Annotated in this window: 19 protein-coding genes; 7 read left to right on the plus strand and 12 right to left on the minus strand. The window is 52.9% G+C overall.

All coding sequences use genetic code 11. From position 1 onward, the window contains the following. Window positions 1–142: 142 nt before the first annotated feature. The 5 genes from F1728_RS27125 to F1728_RS27145 all read right to left on the minus strand — a co-directional run bounded on the left by F1728_RS27125 (window position 143) and on the right by F1728_RS27145 (window position 7089). Window positions 143–1117 (minus strand): DUF1559 domain-containing protein, encoded by a 975-nt coding sequence (locus tag F1728_RS27125; protein WP_155366655.1) that lies wholly within the window; start codon window positions 1115–1117, stop codon window positions 143–145. Between the two features lie 360 nt (window positions 1118–1477). Continuing rightward, window positions 1478–3661, minus strand: coding sequence for a sialate O-acetylesterase (locus F1728_RS27130; protein WP_228030368.1), 2184 nt, complete (start codon window positions 3659–3661; stop codon window positions 1478–1480). Window positions 3662–3841: 180 nt separating this feature from the next. Continuing rightward, window positions 3842–4183, minus strand: a complete 342-nt coding sequence (locus F1728_RS27135; protein WP_155366656.1) for a hypothetical protein — start codon at window positions 4181–4183, stop codon at window positions 3842–3844. A 33-nt stretch (window positions 4184–4216) separates the two neighbouring features. Then, on the minus strand, window positions 4217–5812 hold the full coding sequence (locus tag F1728_RS27140; RefSeq protein WP_194242547.1) for a DUF1559 domain-containing protein: 1596 nt from the start codon (window positions 5810–5812) through the stop codon (window positions 4217–4219). Window positions 5813–6039: 227 nt separating this feature from the next. Continuing rightward, a complete protein-coding gene (locus F1728_RS27145; protein ID WP_155366658.1) occupies window positions 6040–7089 on the minus strand; it encodes a hypothetical protein in 1050 nt (349 codons plus the stop codon). A 281-nt stretch (window positions 7090–7370) separates the two neighbouring features. Here F1728_RS27145 and F1728_RS27150 point away from each other — a divergent pair, with 281 nt between their 5' ends. Beyond that, window positions 7371–8216, plus strand: a complete 846-nt coding sequence (locus F1728_RS27150; RefSeq protein ID WP_155366659.1) for a hypothetical protein — start codon at window positions 7371–7373, stop codon at window positions 8214–8216. A gap of 35 nt (window positions 8217–8251) precedes the next feature. Here the strand turns inward: F1728_RS27150 and F1728_RS27155 are convergent, their stop codons facing one another. Continuing rightward, window positions 8252–8629, minus strand: a complete 378-nt coding sequence (locus F1728_RS27155) for a hypothetical protein (protein WP_155366660.1) — start codon at window positions 8627–8629, stop codon at window positions 8252–8254. 364 nt (window positions 8630–8993) lie between these two features. Between F1728_RS27155 and F1728_RS27160 the strand changes: the two genes are divergently transcribed. Continuing rightward, on the plus strand, window positions 8994–9887 hold the full coding sequence (locus F1728_RS27160) for a hypothetical protein (RefSeq protein ID WP_155366661.1): 894 nt from the start codon (window positions 8994–8996) through the stop codon (window positions 9885–9887). A 90-nt stretch (window positions 9888–9977) separates the two neighbouring features. On the opposite strand, the gene F1728_RS27165 is transcribed toward F1728_RS27160, so the two are convergent. From F1728_RS27165 to F1728_RS27175, 3 genes are read right to left on the minus strand one after another with little or no spacing between them, the layout of a single operon-like run. Continuing rightward, window positions 9978–11024, minus strand: a complete 1047-nt coding sequence (locus F1728_RS27165) for a hypothetical protein (protein WP_155366662.1) — start codon at window positions 11022–11024, stop codon at window positions 9978–9980. Between the two features lie 12 nt (window positions 11025–11036). Next, window positions 11037–12140, minus strand: a complete 1104-nt coding sequence (locus F1728_RS27170; RefSeq protein ID WP_155366663.1) for a LolA-like protein — start codon at window positions 12138–12140, stop codon at window positions 11037–11039. 29 nt (window positions 12141–12169) lie between these two features. Continuing rightward, window positions 12170–12673 (minus strand): hypothetical protein, encoded by a 504-nt coding sequence (locus tag F1728_RS27175; protein WP_155366664.1) that lies wholly within the window; start codon window positions 12671–12673, stop codon window positions 12170–12172. Between the two features lie 345 nt (window positions 12674–13018). Between F1728_RS27175 and F1728_RS27180 the strand changes: the two genes are divergently transcribed. The 5 genes from F1728_RS27180 to F1728_RS27200 all read left to right on the plus strand — a co-directional run bounded on the left by F1728_RS27180 (window position 13019) and on the right by F1728_RS27200 (window position 17622). After that, window positions 13019–13459 carry a TadE/TadG family type IV pilus assembly protein gene (locus F1728_RS27180; protein ID WP_155366665.1) on the plus strand — a complete coding sequence of 147 codons (441 nt, stop codon included), beginning with the start codon at window positions 13019–13021 and terminating at the stop codon, window positions 13457–13459. A 40-nt stretch (window positions 13460–13499) separates the two neighbouring features. Beyond that, the gene (locus tag F1728_RS27185) at window positions 13500–13997 is read left to right on the plus strand and encodes a TadE/TadG family type IV pilus assembly protein (protein WP_155366666.1); all 498 of its coding nucleotides are present in this window, start codon (window positions 13500–13502) and stop codon (window positions 13995–13997) included. Between the two features lie 55 nt (window positions 13998–14052). Continuing rightward, a complete protein-coding gene (locus tag F1728_RS27190) occupies window positions 14053–15156 on the plus strand; it encodes a pilus assembly protein TadG-related protein (RefSeq protein WP_155366667.1) in 1104 nt (367 codons plus the stop codon). A gap of 117 nt (window positions 15157–15273) precedes the next feature. Continuing rightward, window positions 15274–16140, plus strand: a complete 867-nt coding sequence (locus F1728_RS27195) for a DUF1853 family protein (RefSeq protein WP_155366668.1) — start codon at window positions 15274–15276, stop codon at window positions 16138–16140. A 144-nt stretch (window positions 16141–16284) separates the two neighbouring features. Next, on the plus strand, window positions 16285–17622 hold the full coding sequence (locus F1728_RS27200) for an anti-phage deoxyguanosine triphosphatase (RefSeq protein ID WP_155366669.1): 1338 nt from the start codon (window positions 16285–16287) through the stop codon (window positions 17620–17622). 12 nt (window positions 17623–17634) lie between these two features. Here F1728_RS27200 and F1728_RS27205 read toward each other — a convergent pair whose 3' ends face one another. The 3 genes from F1728_RS27205 to F1728_RS27215 form a co-directional block, all read right to left on the minus strand. Further along, window positions 17635–20589, minus strand: a complete 2955-nt coding sequence (locus tag F1728_RS27205; RefSeq protein ID WP_155366670.1) for a M56 family metallopeptidase — start codon at window positions 20587–20589, stop codon at window positions 17635–17637. Beyond that, window positions 20586–20996 carry a BlaI/MecI/CopY family transcriptional regulator gene (locus F1728_RS27210; protein ID WP_155366671.1) on the minus strand — a complete coding sequence of 137 codons (411 nt, stop codon included), beginning with the start codon at window positions 20994–20996 and terminating at the stop codon, window positions 20586–20588. The genes F1728_RS27205 and F1728_RS27210 overlap by 4 nt, the downstream gene beginning before the upstream one ends. An 86-nt stretch (window positions 20997–21082) precedes the next feature. Next, window positions 21083–21676, minus strand: a complete 594-nt coding sequence (locus F1728_RS27215; protein WP_155366672.1) for a hypothetical protein — start codon at window positions 21674–21676, stop codon at window positions 21083–21085. Window positions 21677–21899: the final 223 nt, after the last annotated feature.

Raw genomic sequence — 21899 nt, forward strand, 5'->3', positions numbered from 1 at the left:
CGGAGGGATAATCAAAAGCAGGGAGGAAGATAGTGAAACCCACCCGGGAAACCGCGGTAGCGGAACCCGGATGGTTCACCATTTGAATAGTTTCAAAGCACAGGCGCTGAGGGATGGGGATCACTGACGATCCGGTTCCAGCTTACCATTCGCCGAGAACGTTACCGTCGGCGATCCGCTCCAGGTTTTGTCGGATGGAACGATCGGTATTGTCGCCCATGAAGCGGACGGCACCATCACCCAGCAGCACATGCAGACCACCTACGTGAGAACTGCCGGTCGTGCCCCAGTCACCCAGCCAGGGAGTGAAGTCCCTGGATCCGCCCGGATAGCTGGAGCTGTTGCGAACGGTGCGGTTGGGGATCATGTCGCCCAGGGTCAGACCGATCTGTGTATAACCACGACCACCCCAGTTGGCGTTCGCTCCATTACCACAACAGGCCTGGCGGGTTTCTGCCATCATGGCTGTGTTGGACATCCCGTCGGTGACATCACGGGGACGGCACTTGCTGCCATCTTCGAACATGGTCCGCACGGTGGGGGAACGGTTCGTCCAGTTATTACAATGGTTGTAGGAGAGACGGTACACGATGAAGTCGTAATTCGTACGATGTTCGTTCGAACCGCCGGGAAGCATGTAACTGCTGGAGACCGGAATACCCTGGGGACCCGGATCGGACGGGCAGTTGAAGATCGCCATTCTACGATTCACGAGGTCAGCATTTGTGGTCGCACCGCCGCCGGGCAGGGGCGCTGAACCGGGGCTGTAATCGTCAAACGCGAGCGAGAAGTTCAGCTGATTATACAAGGCACTCTGATCAAGGAACGGCAGCAGCAACACCAGTCCATTACCATTCAGCGTATTGCCCGCAGCGGTACCGGAAGAACAGAGCCCCTTGGCAACAGAGCTGGGAGGGAAGACCGTATGAGTTTCGTTGTAGTTATGCAGTGCCAGTCCCAGCTGTTTCAGCTTGTTTCGGCAGTCAGACCGCCGGGCCGCTTCACGGGCCTGCTGAACCGCAGGTAACAGCAAAGCAATCAGAATCGCAATAATGGCAATCACGACCAGCAGTTCGATCAGTGTAAATCCTTTACGGGATCGGAGTTGTCTCGACATAAATTCATTTCCTCAAAGGTAAGATATCAAAGAAGTTATTGAGCACGTGCTTAACTCGCATCCGGAATCTTTATCATTATGTTATGTTAATATAAATATATGATATTATATAAAGTTTACAAACAATCACAATAGGAAAGATTGATATGAAGTCCAGAAAGGGAGCAGGGCATTAGCCCCGGTTGAAAGTTACTCGGCAAGAATCGTACGAATTTAGACACACGATCTACCTCAGCAGCATCATGAAATCCGCAGGTCATCAAACAAAAAATGCCTCCCCAACAGCGTCAGGAAGGCATTTAAATTTCGTGTATTTCGTGCTTTTCGTGGTAGTATAAAACGAATGTTCTTACGACCCACCTACTCAGGCAGCACCAGAACCCGTAACCGTTTCACATCGTATTGAGACGCGTTCGACATAAACGTCCAGTCACGGGTACGGCCGGAGCTGTTGCCGATACCCAGGTCTGCGTTCGGACCGCTTTTCCACTGGTTGATTGCGAAGATCGTCTGCTTCGCCTCAAAGTTATGCACCTGCATACTGCCGTAACCGTCTGAAGGTTCGGCCGGTTCATCGCCGAAGTCCCACAGGCTGGTACTTGCGTTCGGGATATTCGCCGAGTTCGTGGGACCATAGTTTCCGGGCCAGAACTCAATGTTGCCCCCCTTCAGCCCGGTCCCCGTTGCAATGCCCGCGACATTTGAAACCACATTTAGATTACTTACCTTCGTCTGGAAGTACGCTTTGCTGCCCAGTGTCGGCACGGCGATTTTCTTCAGGTCGTCCGTAAACGCGTCCATCGATGTAAATACATACTGGGTTTCTTCACCCGGTTTCTGAAGTTCCAGGAAATAGGCGATCCGCTTGAAGGGCTGTGTGAAACTTCCACTCAAATCACGCGTGTATGTGATGTCCTTCCCCAGGTTTTTCAGATCGAGGTCATAGATCAGCTTATATGCTTTGGATTCGTCGACTTTCAGTGACAGCCAGTCCCGTTCGGGAACCTTGCCGGCACGGAAGGGAGCAGCAGGCAGTCCTTCCTTGTTCGACAGATTCGGTTCGGCCAGTTTGTGCCAGCCAAACCGCATGGCTGCTGCCTCTTTGACCTTGGGAGAAGAGAGCACCACCGAGTCTCCCTCAATCACTGCGTCCGCGGGGACGAAGTCGGTCTCTTTGCCGATGATCTCAAACCAGCTCAGCGGCTTACCATCGCGCGCAACCAGGCCACTGCCCACATTGTCGAACGTGACCCGCAGCTTGTTACCCTCTTTCTTCAGTGATTTGAAAGTCGGTCCGGAATGAACCAGATCCTTCTGTCCGTACGTTTTCGCCAGCGCGATCAACGCCAGTCGCTTCCCAACGTCCTGTTTGTTGGTGGGGTGAATGTCTTTCAGATCGCCGATATCGTGAATGACTACCTGACCGGTATGTGGAATCTCCAGGGCCTTGTTCTGTGCTTCCCACAACAGGGGCAGAATGCTCGGCGATTCACTGCCATAGTGATAAGGGGCGATCTGCACGTACAGGAACGGGAACTCACCCTGCTTCCAGACGTCGCGCCAGCCGTTGATCAGGGCTTTCATTTTTTCATAATACATCATCCCTTCCACATGATTGGATTCTCCCTGGTACCAGATCGCACCACGCATGGCAAAGGGGACCAGCGGATGAATCATCCCGTTGTAGAGCGTTGTCGGCGAAGTATGACTGGTCAGCGGTTGAATCGACGCGGGATAAGCGGGAGCCGGCTGCAGTGGGGTTTCGGCGTTGAGCGCGACCTTCGCTTTGGTTGACCAGGCATCCAGTTGCTGCAGGTAGCGCTCCAGGACCGACTTGTAGGCACCGGTCGCGGGATTGGTCAGCTGCACCTGTTTGAAGATTGCCGCCAGGGCAGGCACCTTTTCAAATCCGACCGGAGGCGTCCACGGTTCAATGCGGGTTCCACCCCAGGATGAATTCACCAGTCCGATCGGCACATTCAGTTCCTGGTGCAGTTTGCGTCCGAAGAAGTAGCCCGCCGCCGTGTAGCCGCCTACTGTCTCGGGAGAACAGACGGTCCACTGGGCATCGACATCGTCCTGCGGAAAGCCTTTGGGAACGCGGGGAACCTTGATATGACGGATCTGCGGAAAATTGGCAGCCGCCTGTTCCTTTTCAAAATCATTACTCCGCGAAACGGGCCACTCCATATTCGACTGACCCGAGCAGAGCCAGACTTCGCCCAGCAGTACATCCTGGAATGTGACGGTGTTCTTGCCCTTCACAGTCAGCGTGACGGGATCGCCCACCACCTGGGCGGGCAGCTTGACCATCCACTTGCCCTGGTCGTCGGCGGTTGTCTCAACGCTGTCCTCTTTGAGTTGAACGGTGACCTGCTCGCCAGCATCGGCCCAGCCCCAGACAGGAATCTCCTGCCCCCGCTGCAGCACCATATGGTCGCCAAAAATATGCGGCAGCCGGACATCGGCCCGCACATCCGTCAGCTGAGAACAGAGTACAAAACAGGACACAAAGAGCAGAGCAAAACGGCGCAGTTTCAGCATGGCAGGCACTCATTCCCGATCAGGTGTTAGTAAGCAGAGAAGTTTAACAGGACCCACGATCATAATCCTGACCGGAATGATTCACAAGCAATACTGCTGACGCAGGATATTTGGCTGAGAAAGATCTGCCACAGCCTGCGAAAGAACTTTTCGTGTCTTTCGTGGTAGGAAAATTAAGAGTTACAGCACCCGACGCGTTTCGAGGTGCCCCTCCAGGAAAGTGATCTGTACCGGGGGGCCGGTCTCTTCCGGATTCCAGCCCGCTTTGAGCGCCTCCCTGATCAGAGTCTCGACCAGTTTCGGCGTAATCAGCAGTTTGCCCACCGTGTCATACTCAATGGAATAACTACCATTTTCAACGATGATGTTCTGATCGTCCGAGATCACGACCTCCAGTTTCTTCCCTTTACCGGAACTGTGCTGCACTACCAGAACCATAAACCCGGAGTCCCGCGAGGGACTCCAGCGGTATTCCCGATCGTCAACCACGATCTTTCTTGAGTTTCGTCTGGATAAGGTCATTCAGTTCTCTTCCGTGTGGAAACCATTCAATCCTCAATTCAGCACTTCTCCATCCGCGATCAGCAGCAGGAACTTCAATGTCTCTTTATTAATTTGCTCTGAGATGAATTTCACGGAGCCATCACAAATACCCACATTGTATCCCCCCTGGTGGAATCCGCCGAACTTCGGCAGTTTCTTACCGTCATAAGTAATGTCCTCCGGCTTGGTCCACGGAATATTCCGATCGGCTTCCACAATTGCGATCGTGTTCGAGGTGCCATCCGTGATATCTTTGAAAGACACACCCTGTTTATTGCCGAAAGCGGTGCCGTCACCGACCACCGCGAAGTAGGCACTGTTCGCAGGTTTTTTAGAACCAGGGTTCTGGAAAACGGGAACGACAGTTTCGGCAATCTTGCGATTGTGCTCGCTGTCCCACGGCTCGTTCATGCGATATTGATCGTAGAGTGCCTGCTGATCAAGATAAGGCAGCAGTTCCACCCGCCAGCTGTGAGGCGTCTTGCCATCGGGGCCTGTCACGACAGCGGGCGGAGAGTGGCCATACCGATCATGGTAATTGTGCAGGGCCAGCATGATCTGCTTGATGTTGTTCTTCGCCACCGAGCGGCGGGCTGCAGCGCGGGCCTGCATAACAGCAGGCACAGTCAGCGCAATCAATTGGGCGCAGGTTTCATCGTTCAGCGATAACGAAAACCGGACCTGCTTTTTATCTTGAGTGACCTTGGCTGAGCTCAGTGCCTCTTCAATCAGTTTAAACTGCAGATTCAACGGAGGAGGGAGTGGCCGACCTCGCTGTTCTGCAGCCGCCTTGAAAGACTGCAACATGTTTTTTCCCATCTCCAACAGACCAGACAGGGACTGTTTGATTTCCTGGCTGTGTTGTTCCTGATCGAAGATCAATTCCAGGGTGAGGCTCTTATCGACCGTGATTCCCAGGGCAGCAATATCAGAACGCTCCCACAGGGGAGAGAGCATTGGCCAGATCGGTATCCGCTGAGCTAACTGCTGGATCAACGGTCCTCCCACCAGCGATCGCGCTGTTTCCATATTCACGCCACCGGCAACGGAAGCAGAGGCCACAGGTTGCAGACGTTCCTGCCAGACCGAACTCTTTCGATCATTCATCTGCTCAATGATCTCTTTGATTGCACTGGCTTTATCTGACAGCACGAATACATGCTCATCCAGAAACAGGAGCGAATCACCATCGGTTGCATCCTGCGTCAGGAACGTTATGCCCTTATGAGTGGTTTCTTTCAGTTCGATTTTGGTGAACTTCTTCTGGATCTGCTGGCGATCCAGTTTCTGAGTTGATTTCACCACCACAACAAATTTGATTGGCAGATTGCCGGTCTCACCAGCTTGCAGCGGCATGTAGATGAGCGTAATCGACGTCACGTCGGTGGGATTGATTCCCAGCACGCCAAAGTCAGCATTCGTCTGGTATTCCTTGAGTGCCAGTTCCCGGATCGGCTTGTTCATCGAGGCCGACAGCAGCTGAGCAGGCCGGAACGCAATTACCCCCAGAGCCTTTTCCGGCACCAGATCCAGTCGAAACGGTTCCCGTTTCTCGGGAACCTTGTCTTGAGCCTGCAACTGTGCCGAACCGGTTACCAACAGGCACACCAGGGCTCCCACAGACAGAATTATAGAAAGCAAACGGGAACGGCTTCCCGGAGTTCTCAGTGAGCACTGCATGAAATTCTCCAATGAGACAGGATGTATGGCACTACGTGACAGGAGTATACTCCGTCGAGTATAGACGGACTGAGGGGGATTGCAAATCACGATCAGGAAAAAATCGGATCTCAGGGAGACCTTATGCTTTTATGGTCTCTGCTACCAAATGCATTTCATTCCTGCTCATAAGTGCGAACCTGTTTGTCGTCTTCCCATACACTCACTCTGGTACCCGGCGGGAATTCGAGCCTGGAAAACAACGAGGCTTCCACTTTGGGATTCAGTTCGGCGGATTGCACAGCGAAATCCATTCGCCAGGCGAGGACCGGTTTCTCTTCGCGACGGAACCGCGATGTCTTAAAACGTTTGATGGTCGCGCGGCGGGGATACCAGACGCCGGGCTGAAGCTCCCACCAGTCTTCGACGACCGCTTCTGATGACGGCAGGAATTCTGTTCCGCGACCATCGAAGCTCAGGATGCGCACCGGGATCAGGTTGCGGTCCTCTGCCAGCCAGTACTCGCGTCGCACGTGGGAAGTCTCCCTGCGCACGCGGATGCAGGGGTGTCCCTGGAATTCCACGGTGTCGAGTACCCGGATGTGGGGTTGTTCCCGGTTCTTATCCGAGGAGCTTCCCTGATCAGCGCGGGCCGCGTCGCCTCCCCGCAGAGAAACGGAAAGCGGGACACCTGTCAAACCGGTGCTCAGGAACATATGCGGGCGCGCCAGATTCGGAAGCGGCGGGACTCGATCAGTGATCTGACCGTTGAGGATACGCGGTTCTTTTTCCGCCGGAAACAAACTCTCACTCAAAATCCGGCAAACCTGACCGTTGCTGACCTCGGTCCAGATTTCAGTGCCGGTTTTGACTCGGTTGGGTTTTGATTTCTTCGCTCCGGGAGTGATGGGGCCGCCCAGGCCACCTGAGATGACCGCATGCTCCCCCTCCTCCCGGATCTGTTCGCGGAACTGCTTGCCTTGAGTCACCAGAGAGATCTTCGCCACTCGCTCAATTCGTTCTTTGCCCGGGATCGACAACCAGGTCTGTTCGTCGGTGTGTGAGCGGGTCAGTTCTACTTTGAGACTCGGATAGAGGCCTTCATTCTTCTGAAGCGCCTGAATCAGTTCCTGCAGTTTCGCTTCCGTTTCTGGGGGAGCGCTCGGGGAGACACTCGTCAGCAGGGTCAGGCAGAGGAAGCAAACGATTTGAAGTATCACGCGCATCAAGAAACTCCTGAATTCAGATGTCGTTGCCGACAGCGAATTGGTCAATCAGACGCTGTTCGACACGCATTATACAAAAATTCAGTCAGATTGACATGTTTTTCTGCACGGATCGCAGCACAAGAGCAGGGCGTTCTGCCAACTCCGGTCACGATTACCGGCTGCGGACCGGGAATAGACTCAAGTTGGATAATCGTTACATTCGATATATTTCAACAGGGTGTACTTGCGCACTTTTCAAACCGGTACTGTTTGGCTCTGACAGTCAAAAGGGGATGACCTTGAAAATCGATGCTGCTTCCAGTCTCAGCAATCTGCTGACGCCGAACAAGGACAAGCAAAACCAGGACCAGGCGGTGCAGAACATCTTCAGTGCGATGCTGGCCCAGGTGGGACGTCAGGGATATGTGTCTGCCGAGACGACCGACGCCGAGCCACCCACGGTTGAAAGCCTGCAGCGTTCCTGGGACAGCTGGTTCAACAGCCAGCGGACCGGTCGTTACAGCCAGGTTGAGAAACCCGAGGAACTGCAACAGTCCTTCGGCAATCTCATCGTGCGTGCCCATAACGAAGGGGGCTACGTCGATCCACAGAGCTTCCTGCAGAAACTCTCCCCTGAGGAACTGGCAGTCGTACAGAAAGTACAGGGCCTCGCCGAGCCGATTGACGTCGACGCGCTCACTGAGGAAGGGGCACTGAATCTCTTACTCCCGGGAGCAGCCCAGGTCGACCTGAATCGCGATGGCTTCACCCGTAATGGAGAAGCCTACAGTTTCCGCTTCCCGAACAGCAACACTCCCGCGGAGGTCGTCGCTGCCTGGAATGAAGCAACCCAGGGCATGGACTTCGGCCAGATCGCCACTGCGCAGATTCAGATGATGCTACCCATGCTGACGGCCAACATCGAAATCGACGAAAACGGACAGTTTGTACGCCAGCACCAGCCGGGGGATCCCGAGTTCAAAAATCCCTTCGCGAATGCAGACTACTCCTACAGCACCGCAGTCAAAAATCAACTCGAAGCCCTGGAAGCGAAGAAGAACGAACTCCCCGCCGACAAGTATGAGAGTCAGAAAGCGTTCTGGAGCAATCTCCAGCAGGCACTGCAGAAGCACGGTGCTGCGTAACGGGAGTAGGTGTATCACCCTCTAGAAGAACCTTTTCAGTTCGAACCGATGCCTGCCTTCTGATACAGCACCCGGTGGTTCGTCTCAAAGGCCTGCTCCATGACCTGGAAATACCATTCGGGTGAGAGACCAAACTGTTGGTCCAGTTCCGCAAAGCAGTCCTGAAAGGCGGCGTGTCCTTCGAGGATCTCATACCGCCCGGCCGTAGTGCTGAACCGCAGGGCGACTTCATCGTAAACCATCAGATCGATTTTATAGGTCTCGATTCGCGTCACATCAGACCAGCGGAACCCCGGTGTCACGGTGCCATCCCGCAACTGGAAATCAATGCCGTCAGCGACGCTCAGGTAATTGACGATATCCCGCTTCCGCGAGAACAGTCTGGAAATGAACTGGACGAGTCGGCTCGTCATGGAATCTATCCCGTATCAGGGGCTGCCTGCTGATTTAACTTGAGACGTTGTCTGTCCAAGACCTCTTTGATTTGACAAAAGATGTCTTGAAGTGGTTCAGGCCAGCCTGATTTCCCCTGTATTGAGGCAATCAGCTTGATGGCGCTGCTTTAAAGTGTACCGGTTAACGAAACCTTCCCAGCCGTATGAAATAAATCAATTCAAACTGGATTTCTAAATGTGAGATTCAATTCAGTTTAAACAAATCTGGTTTCCATTTTGAATTGGGACCGATTGTTTGAACAGTAGGAACAATTCAACACATGCATGGACAGAGCAGGCACCAGTTCAGCATGAACTTTTAAAGTTACCAGGAGGGTAAACGATGGGCCGTTATGGAAAACTGTTTTTAGTGGGCGTATTGATTGTAGCTGGAGGCTGTATGCCCGGCGTGCATGTAAAGAAAAACCCTGCAGATAAGGATAAAGGAATTCGCTACTACCGCCCCAAGCCGTACCTGTTTATTTACCCCGCTGGTCGTGAAACAACCTCGTATACAGATAAAGGGGTGAAGAAATCAACGGTGGCGGACAAAAGTGACGAGTTCGTGAACATCGAACTTCAGTATCTACCCGACTTCTCTGAGGAATATGCCATTGATGTCCGCACCGGTTTCGGTACCGCCAATGTCGAAATTACCCTGGAGGATGGCTGGAACCTGACTGGCATTAACCAGGACCTGGACTCGCAGACAGACGAAAACCTGCAGGGAATCGCCAGCGTATTGCAGTCTGCCAGCAGCATAGTTCCGGGCACGGATGAGGCAGCGCCAAAAGAGAAAGGCACTCTTGGAAAGACGCAAAAATTTGTGGTTCCTGCGACCAACGTCCCGCTCGGATATTACGAATCGGTTATCATTGAAACCTGTGTCGGGAAAAACAGAATCAAGAAGCAGCTCTGTGGCTGGCGGTATGTTGGCTTTGCTCCCTTCAACTCCTGTCCGGATATGCTTTATACCGGTCCAACCGATGAGGACGCAGACGCCATTTACGGGTTAGCCTTTCGGTATGGTGCCATGACGTTTGTCAAACTGGGAGAGATGAAATATCCAGATGTGTCTACGAGAAAACCCGTAGATACCATTGGGACAGTCCAGGTCAGTGATGAAATGGGGAACGTGACAGAATTGAAGCAGGACGCTGTACCACCCGCGCCTGGAGTCGGCTTGAAACAGGACAAGTTGTCACTGCCGCCGTCGCTCTACCAGCAAAAGCTCTGAGCAACAGATCCACAGAAAAGTAAATCAGAGTCGAAGAGACGCATCCGAAAACAAGTCCCTCACAATCGAGTGAGGACTTGTTTTCGTTTTTTACTTTTGCTTCAACAGTTGTTTTCCATCAATGACAATCCCCTCCGGGAAATCCAGCTTCGTGAAGGTATCCGCCGGGAGACTCGGGTCAAGTTCCACCGATTCGACGACATACGCCTCCTGCCATCCCACCTGTTGTTTCTTTTTCAGAACATACATGATCCAGTCCAGGCGGTCCGTATGAAATGTCCGGGGGAACCAGACGCCGGGACGCACTTCCAGCCACTCATCGACCCAGGTTTCGCTTTGTGGGATTTCTGTCGATCGGGAAAACTGATAAGTCATAGCCTGCACCGGAAGCAGATTCCGCTCGCGGGCCAGCCAGAGCACATCTCGATGTTCGGACTTGCCCGAGTTTCGCCTCCGGTCGATCTGCACTTTGATACACTTCAGCCCCTGGACCGTTTCCTCTCCCAGTATTTCTGTTGTATATGCTGTCCGGTTGTCGTAATTAGGCAGGCCAGGAGACGCAGCGACCGCGGAAGTTCCTTTCAGCCAGGTGGAGAGTGGAATCCGAGGACCATGATTGGACAGCAGCATATGCGGTCTTAACAGATTCTCCATGCGTAACTGTTCGTGGGTGATGTCGCCGTGTCCTCCTGTCTGTCGTTCATTGGTGGTGAGGCCCCGGTCCCGGTCATAGTGAAAGAATTTTTGCAGAGTCTCGCCATTATAGACCTGGCAGGACTGCTCTGTGCCAATGTTGAAATGATGATAAGGCTTGTCGGGGGGGACAATGTAACCCTGTTTAAAACGTCCTTTCGTCTGTTTTTCCTGACGGTATTTCTCTCCCTGCACAATCAGAGTCAGTTCCGACTTCAGATTCGTCTGCTTCTCGGGATCAGCGGGTTTCAGTGGTTGTTGATAGAGTAACTGCATCTGGAGCTTGAGATTCCTGTACAAGGCTTCCTGCTGTTCCACGTCTCGAATCAGTGTCTGCAGCTCTGCTGACTCCTTGCCCTGTGGCTGGTCAGCCTGGATGCGCGTAGCCGACATCAGTAACAGTACCAGCGATCCAGAAATCATAATCGATTTGACTGCCTGCATGGGGAACTCCTTTTATTCTTTTTCCGCCGGTCTTATTTTCTCTTCACCGACGATATATTTACTCTGCTGGTGATTGAACCGGGATCTCACCGTGGTCCCCTTGGGAAATATGAGGGCCGAAAATTCCTGCTTCTGCACTTCCGGATGGAGCGTGATCTTTTGAGCGGTGTACTGCCTCCGCCAGTCGATCTCGTAAGTACCATTATATTTGAATAAAATCAGATTATAGCGATCGATGTGAGCCTGAAGCGGGAACCAGACGCCGGGGCCCAGTTGCTGCCATTTGTCGACGAACGCCTCTTTGCACGGTTTCTCTCGTGAAAACCGGTCGTGATAGGTTATGATCTTCACCGGGATCAGGTTCCGCTCCTGGGCCAGCCACAAGATCTGCTTCGAGAACCGGACACCACTGTCATTCAACCGTTCGACTACGACCTGGGTGCACTTCAATCCCTGAATCTCCCCCGTCCCTTCAATCCAGGCTTTGACCTGGAATGGCTTGGGGTGAGCAGGTAATCCCGGAAAATGAACCATGGCTTTCTTTCCGCTCAAGAAAATCGAAAGCGGGACGTGGGGGGAGCTCTCGAGCAGCATGTGCGGACGTCCGTAGTTTTCCATTCGCTTGGGTAAATCTGAGATTTCTCCCAGTTTGTTCTGATTGCGTTGACCAACCGCGCGCGGGGATTCATGATCAAATTCATGGAAGCGACGATAGGTGGTTCCGTCAAACAGCGTCAGCGTTGTATTCATCCCCTCCAGGAAGTGCCTCTGATTTTTCCGGGGTTTCTGCGTAAGTAATCGAAAATTACCCGCAGTGGTCTCCTCCTGGCGGAATTTCTCTCCCTGTAACAGAATCGAGTATTCCGTCTCATTTTCGACCTTCCACGTGGGGCGGGTATTACCAGGCGGCTGTTGGTAATTCTCGTGCAGTTTCAGTTCCAGCTCAGAATAGAAAGCTTCCTGCTGTTCCAGTTCGTTGATCAGTGCCTGCAGTTCCTGGTCTTGTTCTGAATGCTGGTCCTGCTGAGGAGCGGCGGACAGGCTGATGGGTGTTAGCAGCAGCAGGTAGAGGCAGGAACCCACCACTTTCTGAAATATCGCCTGATTCGGTTTCATCACAATTGCTTTCTATCCAGAGCCAGTTCTCACTGATCCAGATCAATCACCAGGCACGGATTGCCTCCATAATGTAAAGCGACCTGTTTGTAATCACCATTGGGAATACACCATTCCACGACCATCTCTGTTCCGGGAGGCTGTTCAAAATCGTCGAACAGGATTTTTCCGTCATTGTCGACCCAGAACATCACGTCGTTGAAGAAACCTTCTATATAGTCCTCGTCGGCTTCCGAGGCCTCTTTTCCCGGGGGACTGAAACCATAATCATCCAGGTCGAGTTGCTCACGCTGCAGTACCAGAACACGCGTGTATTCCTGGTCATCATCAGGAAAGGTGGTCTTGCGATCCACAACCGCGACTTGCACGTAAGCAGCCGGGTTCTTCAAAGCCGCTTTCAGTTGATCCTGATACTTCACCAGTTCCTGCTGAAGCGTCTGCTCTTCTTCCGTCATTTCTTTGGGAGTGTAAGGTTTTGTGCAACTGCACATCAGCAGCGGTATCAGAGACAGAAAGCAGATGAATGGTTTCATGTTTGCAAGACTTCCATGCGGGGAATTGTAATGACAAGTGACAAACGTTTGCAGAAAAGAATGTCTCATTTGTGGAACATCTGTTGAGTCGTATCGGCAATCAGCACACTCAAGATGGTGAATTTGCAGATAGCGATCACCTGTTTATATCCTCTGATTGTATAGTGACTTGTTGCGAAATGAAAACATTTTTTCGTCGGGACATCCCGCACAATTCATCCAATCGCCGAGTCAAACAGGGATCGCTCCAGAATCTCTCAGGAAATCTGGGAGAAACACACACATCATGAAAAATGGGGTAAACTTAATGCTGGATAGATAAAACATTCCAGAGAAAACAGAATCATGCAGAATACGCAACACACCAAATCACGATTGCGTCGGTTTCATCAGCGTTCTGGTGCCGCCTCGGTTGAGATGGCCATCGTCGCTCCTCTTTTCTTTCTGATGATTATGGGGCTGGTTGAATTTACCCGTATGGGTATGGTCAAGCAGGCCCTGACCGACGCCGCCCGGGCCGGGTGCCGGAAAGCCGTGCTTGTCGGCACGATTACCACTTCTAACGCGGAATCCATTATCCGCGATCACATGCAGGCCACGATCGCCAGTGCCAATGATGCCAGCCTCTGCCGCATCAGTTTTGAGCCGACCGAGCTTGAAGGACTGGAATCTGGTACCACCATCACAGCTACCGTCGAAGTCAATTACTCCGACGTTTCCTGGATAGTTCCCCGCTTCTTGAATCAGTCTGTCCTGCGAGGACAGTCGACGATGAAACGGGAATGACCGTCCGCTCAACAATAGAACCAACGGGAGGAACTGAAGCATGCTCACCCAGCGCAAAACAGCTTTAGCTCAGAAATCTTCTCAACGAAAAGGCGTCGCAGCAGTGGAGTGTGCCCTGGTGGCACCATTACTGGTGCTGATTACCCTGGGAGCAATCGACTCTGGCCAGTTCGTGAACATGGCACAGGTCGTGAACGACGCTTCCTATGCAGGAGCGCGACAGGCATCACAGAATACGGCTCTCAATCAGTCCGAGGTTCGGGCTGTGGTTCTGAATTATTTCGTCCAGCAGTTTCCCCATGTCTCGGCCACTCAAATTGACAGTGCCTTAACGGTCAATGTTTACCGCAGTCTGAATATTTCACTGCTCGAAGGTGATCTAACAGCAGTTTTAAATGGTGATCTATCGACGCTCGTGACCGGAGAGCCGGTCGCCGTCCAGGTCATCTTTCGCTACGACTCCGTTCGCTGGTTAACCGGCTTCCCGGGACTTGACGGGAGATCCGTCGAGACCACCACCGTGATGCGACGTGAATGACTGTTGGCCAAATCAGAGCAGGTAAAAGTAGAAATCAGGTAGAGAGGCAAATGAAATGCGCGTTCATCGGACAGTAATCGCGAAAGACAGACAGCGACGGAATCGCAAAGGGGCAATTGCGGTCTTCACGGCCGTGCTGATGGTTCCCCTGCTGGGAATGGTGGCGTTCACGGTTGACTATGGTTACCTGCTTAAAAAACGGGCTGACCTGCAGCGTGCTGCGGATGCGGCTGTGCTGGCGGCGGTGCGGGATCTGCTTCCCGATGCAGACGGCTACCAGGACCTGGTGAAAGTCCGGGCGCGGGTTCGCGAGTATGTCGCCTATAATCTGAAAGACATTCCCGATTTCGTCGTTCTCGATTCTGATATAGAAATCGGTCGCTATGATCCCAGTACAGTCTATGATAACTTCACCCTTCTGGACTGGGGAACCTTTGATACCGTTCGAGTGACTTTGAGATTCGACCAATCTGCCAACTCGCCCGTCTCATTGTTCTTCGCCCGCATCCTGGGAATCAACGAGTCCGCCGTCCGTGCTTCTTCAACGGCTATCCTACAGAAGGGCAGCCTGCTGACACCAGGTGTCGGAGTCCTCCCTTTTACCATTCCCAAGTCGGAATGGGACAACACTGAGTTGGGAGAGGTCTGGAGCATCTACGGCGATGGTCGGCTGGAAGACAATATTGGAGCTGCGATCCCCGGGAACTGGGGGACCCTCGATATCGGCGGGAGTCTCAACAGTACCGACGACATGCGGGACCAGATTCTAAACGGCTTAAGGCAGAATGATCTGGACGCGCTGAATACGCAGGGACGTATTCCTTCGAATGAATACATCGACAGCCGGGTTCCATTATACATGTCTGGTGACCCCGGGCTCTCCTCCGGTCTGAAACTGGCCATCAATGCCATCGAAGGGCAGAAACGTCTGATTCCCATTTATGATTCTGCAGATAGTAGCGGCAGTCACGTGGAATTCCACGTCGTGGGCTGGGCGGTCTGCGAAGTCATCGACTCACACTGGGGTGGGGAAAAAAATACTTATCTGCGTATCAAGAAGTCGCATCTTTACGATGCCCTGTTGAAGCCACAGACCGATCTGAGCATCACGACAGGAGTCGTGGAAGGGGCCTTTGCTGCTCCGGCGATGGTGGAATGAGCCCGGACGAGATAGCTCGGAACTGAGAGGCCCGGGGTGGGATGCTTTAATGCTTCCGGGAGGGGCATCAGGCTCCCACCCTTTTTATTTTTTCCAGTGCTCGCTATTGTCTGCTTTATGCATCAGGAACCCGAATTCAGACAGTCCCGCGCGCTCCGCGACCTGCAATGGGCCATCGAAAGTCCCTCGCTCATTACGCAGCCCGATCAAGAGAGTGAACTTCCTGATCTGCCCCCACTCAACCTGATCGACCCACGGGAACTGGAAGCGTTTCTGGCACCTTATGCCCGCTTCCGCATTGGCGAATATTTCGAGGGACTGGTTCTCTACTGGCTGGAGCGGATTCGGGGCGTCAATATCATTGCCCAGCATCAGCAGGTCTTTGAAAATCAGCAGACCATCGGCGAAATTGATTTCCTGTTCCAGGACGAAGCGGGCGTCCTGACTCACTGGGAAACCGCCGTCAAATTCTATCTGTATTGCCCCGAGGTCAATGCGACGGGCAGCCACTTTGTCGGTCCCAATGTGAAAGATACTTTCGAGAGGAAGATGCGACGACTGTTCGCGCATCAGCTCCCGTTGAGCCAGCAGCATTTTTCGGATGTCACCCGCAGAGAGGCTTTCGTCAAAGGCTGGCTGTTCTATCATCCCGATCATGAACGTCCCACGCAGTTACCGGACCATCTCTCCCCGCAGCATGCCCGGGGCGTCTGGCTCCCCTTTCAAGAACTGGCCCGACTCTTAAATCAGGGACCGGATCCCCGTTTTCTCATTCGGGAAAAACCGGACTGGCTCTCCCCCGCATTCTGTAGCAATACAGACCCGGCACTGATCGATTATAACGAACTGCACCGCTACCTCGGAGCGCATTTCCAAAAGTCCACACGCCCGATTCTGATCAGCGTCTTAACCTTACACGACGCATTCTATCGCGAAAGCGAACGGGTTTTCGTCGTCCCCGACCACTGGCCGCAGATTCATTAACCAAATCGCTTTGTGAAAAGTAAATCACATCTCTGTTCCAGCGGACTCACTTCCTTCTGATTTGCACCAGATCTGTGTATAATCCCGCACCGTGTATGATAACGAAACTGCTGCAGCTGAATCAGATGAGACCTTGAGACCATAATGGAAGATCACTGGATATTACGCCGACGGGAGGATGAAGAAGGTTATCCCCGTAAGACGTTTAACGACCCCGATTCGGAGAATTACGAATCGCAGTTCCTGCGCGATAAAGCCCGGATTATTCACTCGTCCGCGTTCCGTCGTCTGCAGTCGAAGACCCAGGTCTTTTCACTGGGGGACAGCGACTTCTACCGTACCCGCCTGACCCACACCCTCGAAGTGGCACAGATTGGGGCCAGCATTGCTTCGCAATTACGGTTTTCCGGTCATCGGGATCAGATCTCCACCCTGATTCCCTCCAACAGCCTGATTGAGGCCATCTGCCTGGCACACGATCTGGGGCATCCTCCCTACGGGCATGGCGGCGAATACTCACTCAACAAATTCATGTATCAGGATGGTGGATTTGAAGGCAACGGGCAGACTCTGCGCATCGTCTGCCGTCTGGGCGAATTTTCGGAACAACATGGTCTCGATCTCACCCGCCGTACTTTGCTGGGATTGTTAAAGTATCCCGCCACCCATTCCCAGGTCGCCAACTACGACCAGGTCCAGGCGAATCATAGCGACACCAGTTCAAAACTTGCTCTTTATAAACCGCCCAAGTGTATTCACGACGACGATGCTGAACTCCTGGAGTGGATTATCGAACCATTTTCGGAATCCGACCGCGCGATCCTGACGGAACTCAGACCGAATCCATCCGGGCACACCAAAACAATCCGCAAATCCTTCGATACGTCGATCATGGAACTGGCCGACGACATCGCTTATGGCGTACATGACCTGGAAGACGCGATCGCCATGGGACTGGTTTCCGAAAAAATCTGGGAAGCCGAAGTCATGGAACAACTTCCGAATCATGCCGGAACGGAACTGGCGGATATCATCACCCGTTATACTGAGAAGCTCTTTTCCGGTTCGCATAAACAACTCAAGCACGGCATCAGCAATATCGTGGGCGGACTGATTCGTGATATCGAAATCCGCGATCTGGAATCGGGAGAGCATGAACTGATCCGCTTTAATGCCTGCCTCACAGCCGACTCGGCAGCGATTCTAAATATCCTCAAGAACTTTGTTTTCAAACACGTCATCAAACAGCGGCAGAATCAGATCCTGGAACTCAAAGGGCAGATGATCGTGGAGAAACTGTTCGAAGCAATCCTCGAGAATCCGGAACGACTGCTCAAGCCGGACGAATTCGCAAGCTTCAAAGCCACCGGCTCCAAACGCATCCTCTCAGACTACGTCTCAGGCATGACCGACGTCTACGCCAGCCGGCTCTACAGCAATCTGTTTCTACCCCAGTCCGGCTCCCTGTTTGATCAGCTTTAATGCGATCGTAGCTCACTCGGCCGGTTGAGGCAGTATTTTCATCCGGACAGAGTCGATCTGTTCCAGCGGTAACTTACGGATCCTGTAGCCGGCATCTCCCCAGCCGCTACTGCAATTCGAGCCACTTACCGACGAATTCCTGGCTTCGTCTGTGGCGACAACATCGATTCGCTGTTTCAATTCGACATTCGCATAATAATACCAGCTGACCGTCGACTGAAATTCAGGATTCTGATCTGCTGGTGCACGTTCCTGGAATTCGAAAGTCTGCGTACTTGAACTCATTCCTGAATAGAGATTTCCCCGATGGCTTTCAAAATGGATTAGCAGGGGACTCAGGACATGAGAAGTAAACTTTCGTGCCTGACCCTTGACCGGAAAGACTATCTCTGGAACTTGTTGATCTAGTGGCGACTCGCGTGTCGGTAATTGAAGCTGCTCAAAGTAAATCGTCTGGGCAGCGACGTTGGGTAACAGTTCAAAATGGTCGATCTCGCCCAGGGGCAGCATAATCCGGATGGGTGGAGTTCCCACGTTACCGGAAGACCAGCCACCTCGATCCAGCTTGATTCGCCTTCCCGACTTGGAAACAACCCATAACGTCGCTTTCAAATTCTCTCCCTGAATCAGATCGATAATCGTTTCGGAAGTATTCTGCTTGTTTTGGGCTTCTCCATAAAAGCCTGTATTCGAACTCCAGCCAATATGATTGCCGGCGGCCAGGTATTTGATTTCCAGCGTCGCTCCAGCGTGCTGTATGGTCGCTCCGATCTGAGAGGGAAGCTTGTAGCGAAAATGATCTGCCTCATAGTTATAGACCTTCAGCACCAGATCAATCGTCTTGGGCAACCGCTCCCACAGTGAGAACAGGTGAAATCGCCGCGGATCATCCCAGGTAAAGCCGGCACCATATTGAAAACTCCTTAAAGGAACCTTCGTCTGTGAGTCCAGCACGTTGACCTGTTCGAGATCAAACTGTGACTCGGCCGGAGACACCAGTTCAATCAGTGCGTGATCCATGTAAGAGGCATTGGAAAGTTCAGGCAAGGGGCCGCTGGTCGATTTAACGGAATGACCTTTGCCATCTTCGCTGAGGAACGTGCCGTCCGCCTGTCCGCGAGAGACACTCCCGATCGCGTAGCGGTTTTCATCCAGATCCAGTTCCAGGCTGCGGGTCCCTGCCGCGTCCTTGAGCCAGTTCGATTCCGCTGCCGTGCGGGTGAAGTCCCGTGGACGCGACCAGGTCTTCCAGACCAGCACATCGGGTAAGGTCCCCTGGCGGGACTTGGATTCAAACCAGCCCAGGTTCTGAAACTCGGCCTGATACCCTTCAGGATAAGACTGGCTGCTCGTACGAAAAACGGTGTCAAATACGGGCAGTTGCACGCTACCGTTGGCATCGGTGATCAGGCCGACATACTGTAGATTCAGGCTCGGATCCAGATAGTGATCCTTCACGCGATTGCATTCGATCGAAATAGCAGGGATCTCGATACCGGCTGCCGGTTTTCCCGTCCCCAGTTTGTAGGTCTGTGTCAGTATGACAGGGGCCTTCTCCAGCGACTGTTGAATCAGTCGCTGCGCTTCTTGTCGATTACCTTGCAGGCGATACCACGTCCCCAGCAGATACTGGGCATAGAAACATTGAGGGTTCTGTTTCAGAATTGCGGTCAGCTTGTCACGCGTCTCTGTATCGTTGAATACCCGCTTGTCGCTTCGCATGTGGAAATAGGTCTGTGACAGCTGCTTGCACTCCTCAATGACCGCTTCTTCTTTTTTATCAAGCTGAAAAGCCAGATTCCTCCAGCCGCCGATCCCCTCCAGCGTGGTAGAATTAACCGGTTGTTTTTCCGGTTGAATCCCCGGCAGCATGATCAAGGCGATCAACAGTACCAGGAACAGGGCAGGGTACCGCAGGCGGTCTCCCCGAAAGAGCGAGGCATCCATCAACCGCCGGATCCGTCGCGCGGTAGGATGCTCGCGATGCACAAACCCGAGGACCAGCGGCTCCGCCAGTCGATTGTGTTGACGCGACGCCGCCTCAATCAGCGTCTCGCAATACCGTTCCGGCTGTGCCAGCTCTCTGGCCAGCAGCAGATCATCGCAACAATCCTCGCGGGTCTGTCTGAGCGAACGGCGTAACCACCACAGAGCCGGATGAAACCACCAGACGATACTCACCAGTGTTTCAAACCAGCCAGCCAGCAGGTCCCGGCGACGGACATGTGCGAGTTCATGCGCGAGTACAATCGTCAGCTGATCCGCCTGCAATTCCTCTGCCAGCCCGCGTGGGAGTACAATCGTCGGGCGCCAGGTGCCGATAGCAAAGGGACCATCCGTTTCATCGGAGAGACGTAACGCCGGCGATGTTTTCATGTTCAATAGACCGGCGATCCTCGCGATCTCCGCATGCAGTGTACCACTCTCTTGCAACGCACTGGACCGCACAATCCGCCTCACCGCCGTGTAGCGACGCATGAGAACGACCAGGGCACAAACAACGCCACCGACATACAGGCACATCCAGAAAGCAGACCAGCTGAAATCAGATGTCGCAGAATGATTCGGAACGACAGGTGCAGGGGAGGCTGCAGGTTGAGGGATAGTCTCTTGGGTCTGAATATTCTCCGCTGATTCTGAATTCCGCACTCCGCCGCGCACAGCAGAGGAAGAATTGTCTTCCGTAAGCAAAGTAGTCTCAAGACTGTAGATGGGGGGCACCCTGACGACCTGCTGATGCATTGCCGATGACTGTGAAAAGAATCCGGTCGACAGCGTCATAAAAGGTGGAGTGGCAAATTTAAGCAGCACAACCAGTAAGATGGCATACCGCAGGGGAGCACTGATCCAGCGTCGTAAGAGAAACAACAGCACAAACACGAATCCCGCCAACAGCGCAGCCTGCCAGCCCGCTGCCAGCATCCATGTACTCCAGGCTTCCGGGATTTGCTGGAAGAAGTTGATCATGATTGGTCCCCCTTCTTCTGTTTCTGTTCGCGCAGATCATCCAGCAATTCCTGCAATTGGGTGATTTCCTCTTCGCTCGGCTTCCGCGTTTCAAAGAACGACGACATGAAAGCCAGCGTGTCACCGCCGAACACCCCCTGAAACAGATCGTTCAACAGATGCCGATACGCCCGCACCGACTCACGGGTGGCCCGAAACAGAAAGGCTTTCCCTTTGTCCCCCTTACGCTTCGTCACCAGCTTGCGGGCCTCCAGCCGCTTGAGCAGCGTCATCACAGACGAAGGCTCCATCTTCCGCACCGGCTCCAGCGCCTGGCTGATCTCTTTCACCGTGGCCTCACCCAACTGATTCAGGCAGACCAGGACATCACGTTCCGCATCCGGGATTTTTTCTTTCGGCTGATTCATGCCTTTATTAATAACGACAAATGTCTTTTTGTCAATAAGAAAAACGACAATTGTCAAAATGAAGATTGCTTTGAGCAATGCAGCATTTACCGGCCCAGTTTCAAGGGATCACCACTGGCAGGGATCTGGCTCAGATAGGGATTTCCGTTTCGCAGGAACTGATCCTCTCGATTCAGTTTTTCTTCCCCCTTCACATAGGTCGCGATCCACTCCTCTTCGCTGATATGTGCCTTGCGATGCTCAATCGCCAGACTGTCTTCGGAGAGAAATTCTGCGATCAGTGGGAAAAAATTGGAATAGCGACGATGACTGTATTCGCCATGTTCCAGATCGGGAGCAACATTCGAACCCCGGTAATACGTGTTTACCGTCAGTAAGCGGTCGCCGGGGTTAAGTTTATATTGGTGTGCAACGCGGTCGGGAAAGGCCAGCAGAGCCACGCAATCCAGTTCGTCTGTGTAGGCGGCAATCACCAGCTTGCCCGAAGTTGGCATGACCATCGCAGCCCGGCTGTCTCCCAGACGCAGATGCTCTGCCAGCAATCCCTGTGGATGTCGGATGCGGGAAAAGAGCCTCATGAAAAAAGGGAGTTCTTTTTTGAACGCCATTAATTTGCTGCGACTCAGTGAGATGCCCCCCGGATCGCTGGCATAAGAGTTATCATCGTGATATTTCGACATGAGATCAGCTGCATGATTTCCATTTTACCAAGAATATGAGTAAGCCTGTCTGAATAGTGACAGATTCCCTGACTTACTGCAAAGAGAAAGTGGTGGATTATTCAATTAAGATTCACGAGCTCAGCTGGATCCGGATCACTTTCTTCAGGAAGAATATCTCGGGACCTCTTTGAACCCGGAAATTGATGCCTTATTAAAACACCTGGTAGCAGTACCAATATCT

Source organism: Gimesia benthica, from assembly GCF_009720525.1.
GTDB lineage: Bacteria > Planctomycetota > Planctomycetia > Planctomycetales > Planctomycetaceae > Gimesia > Gimesia benthica.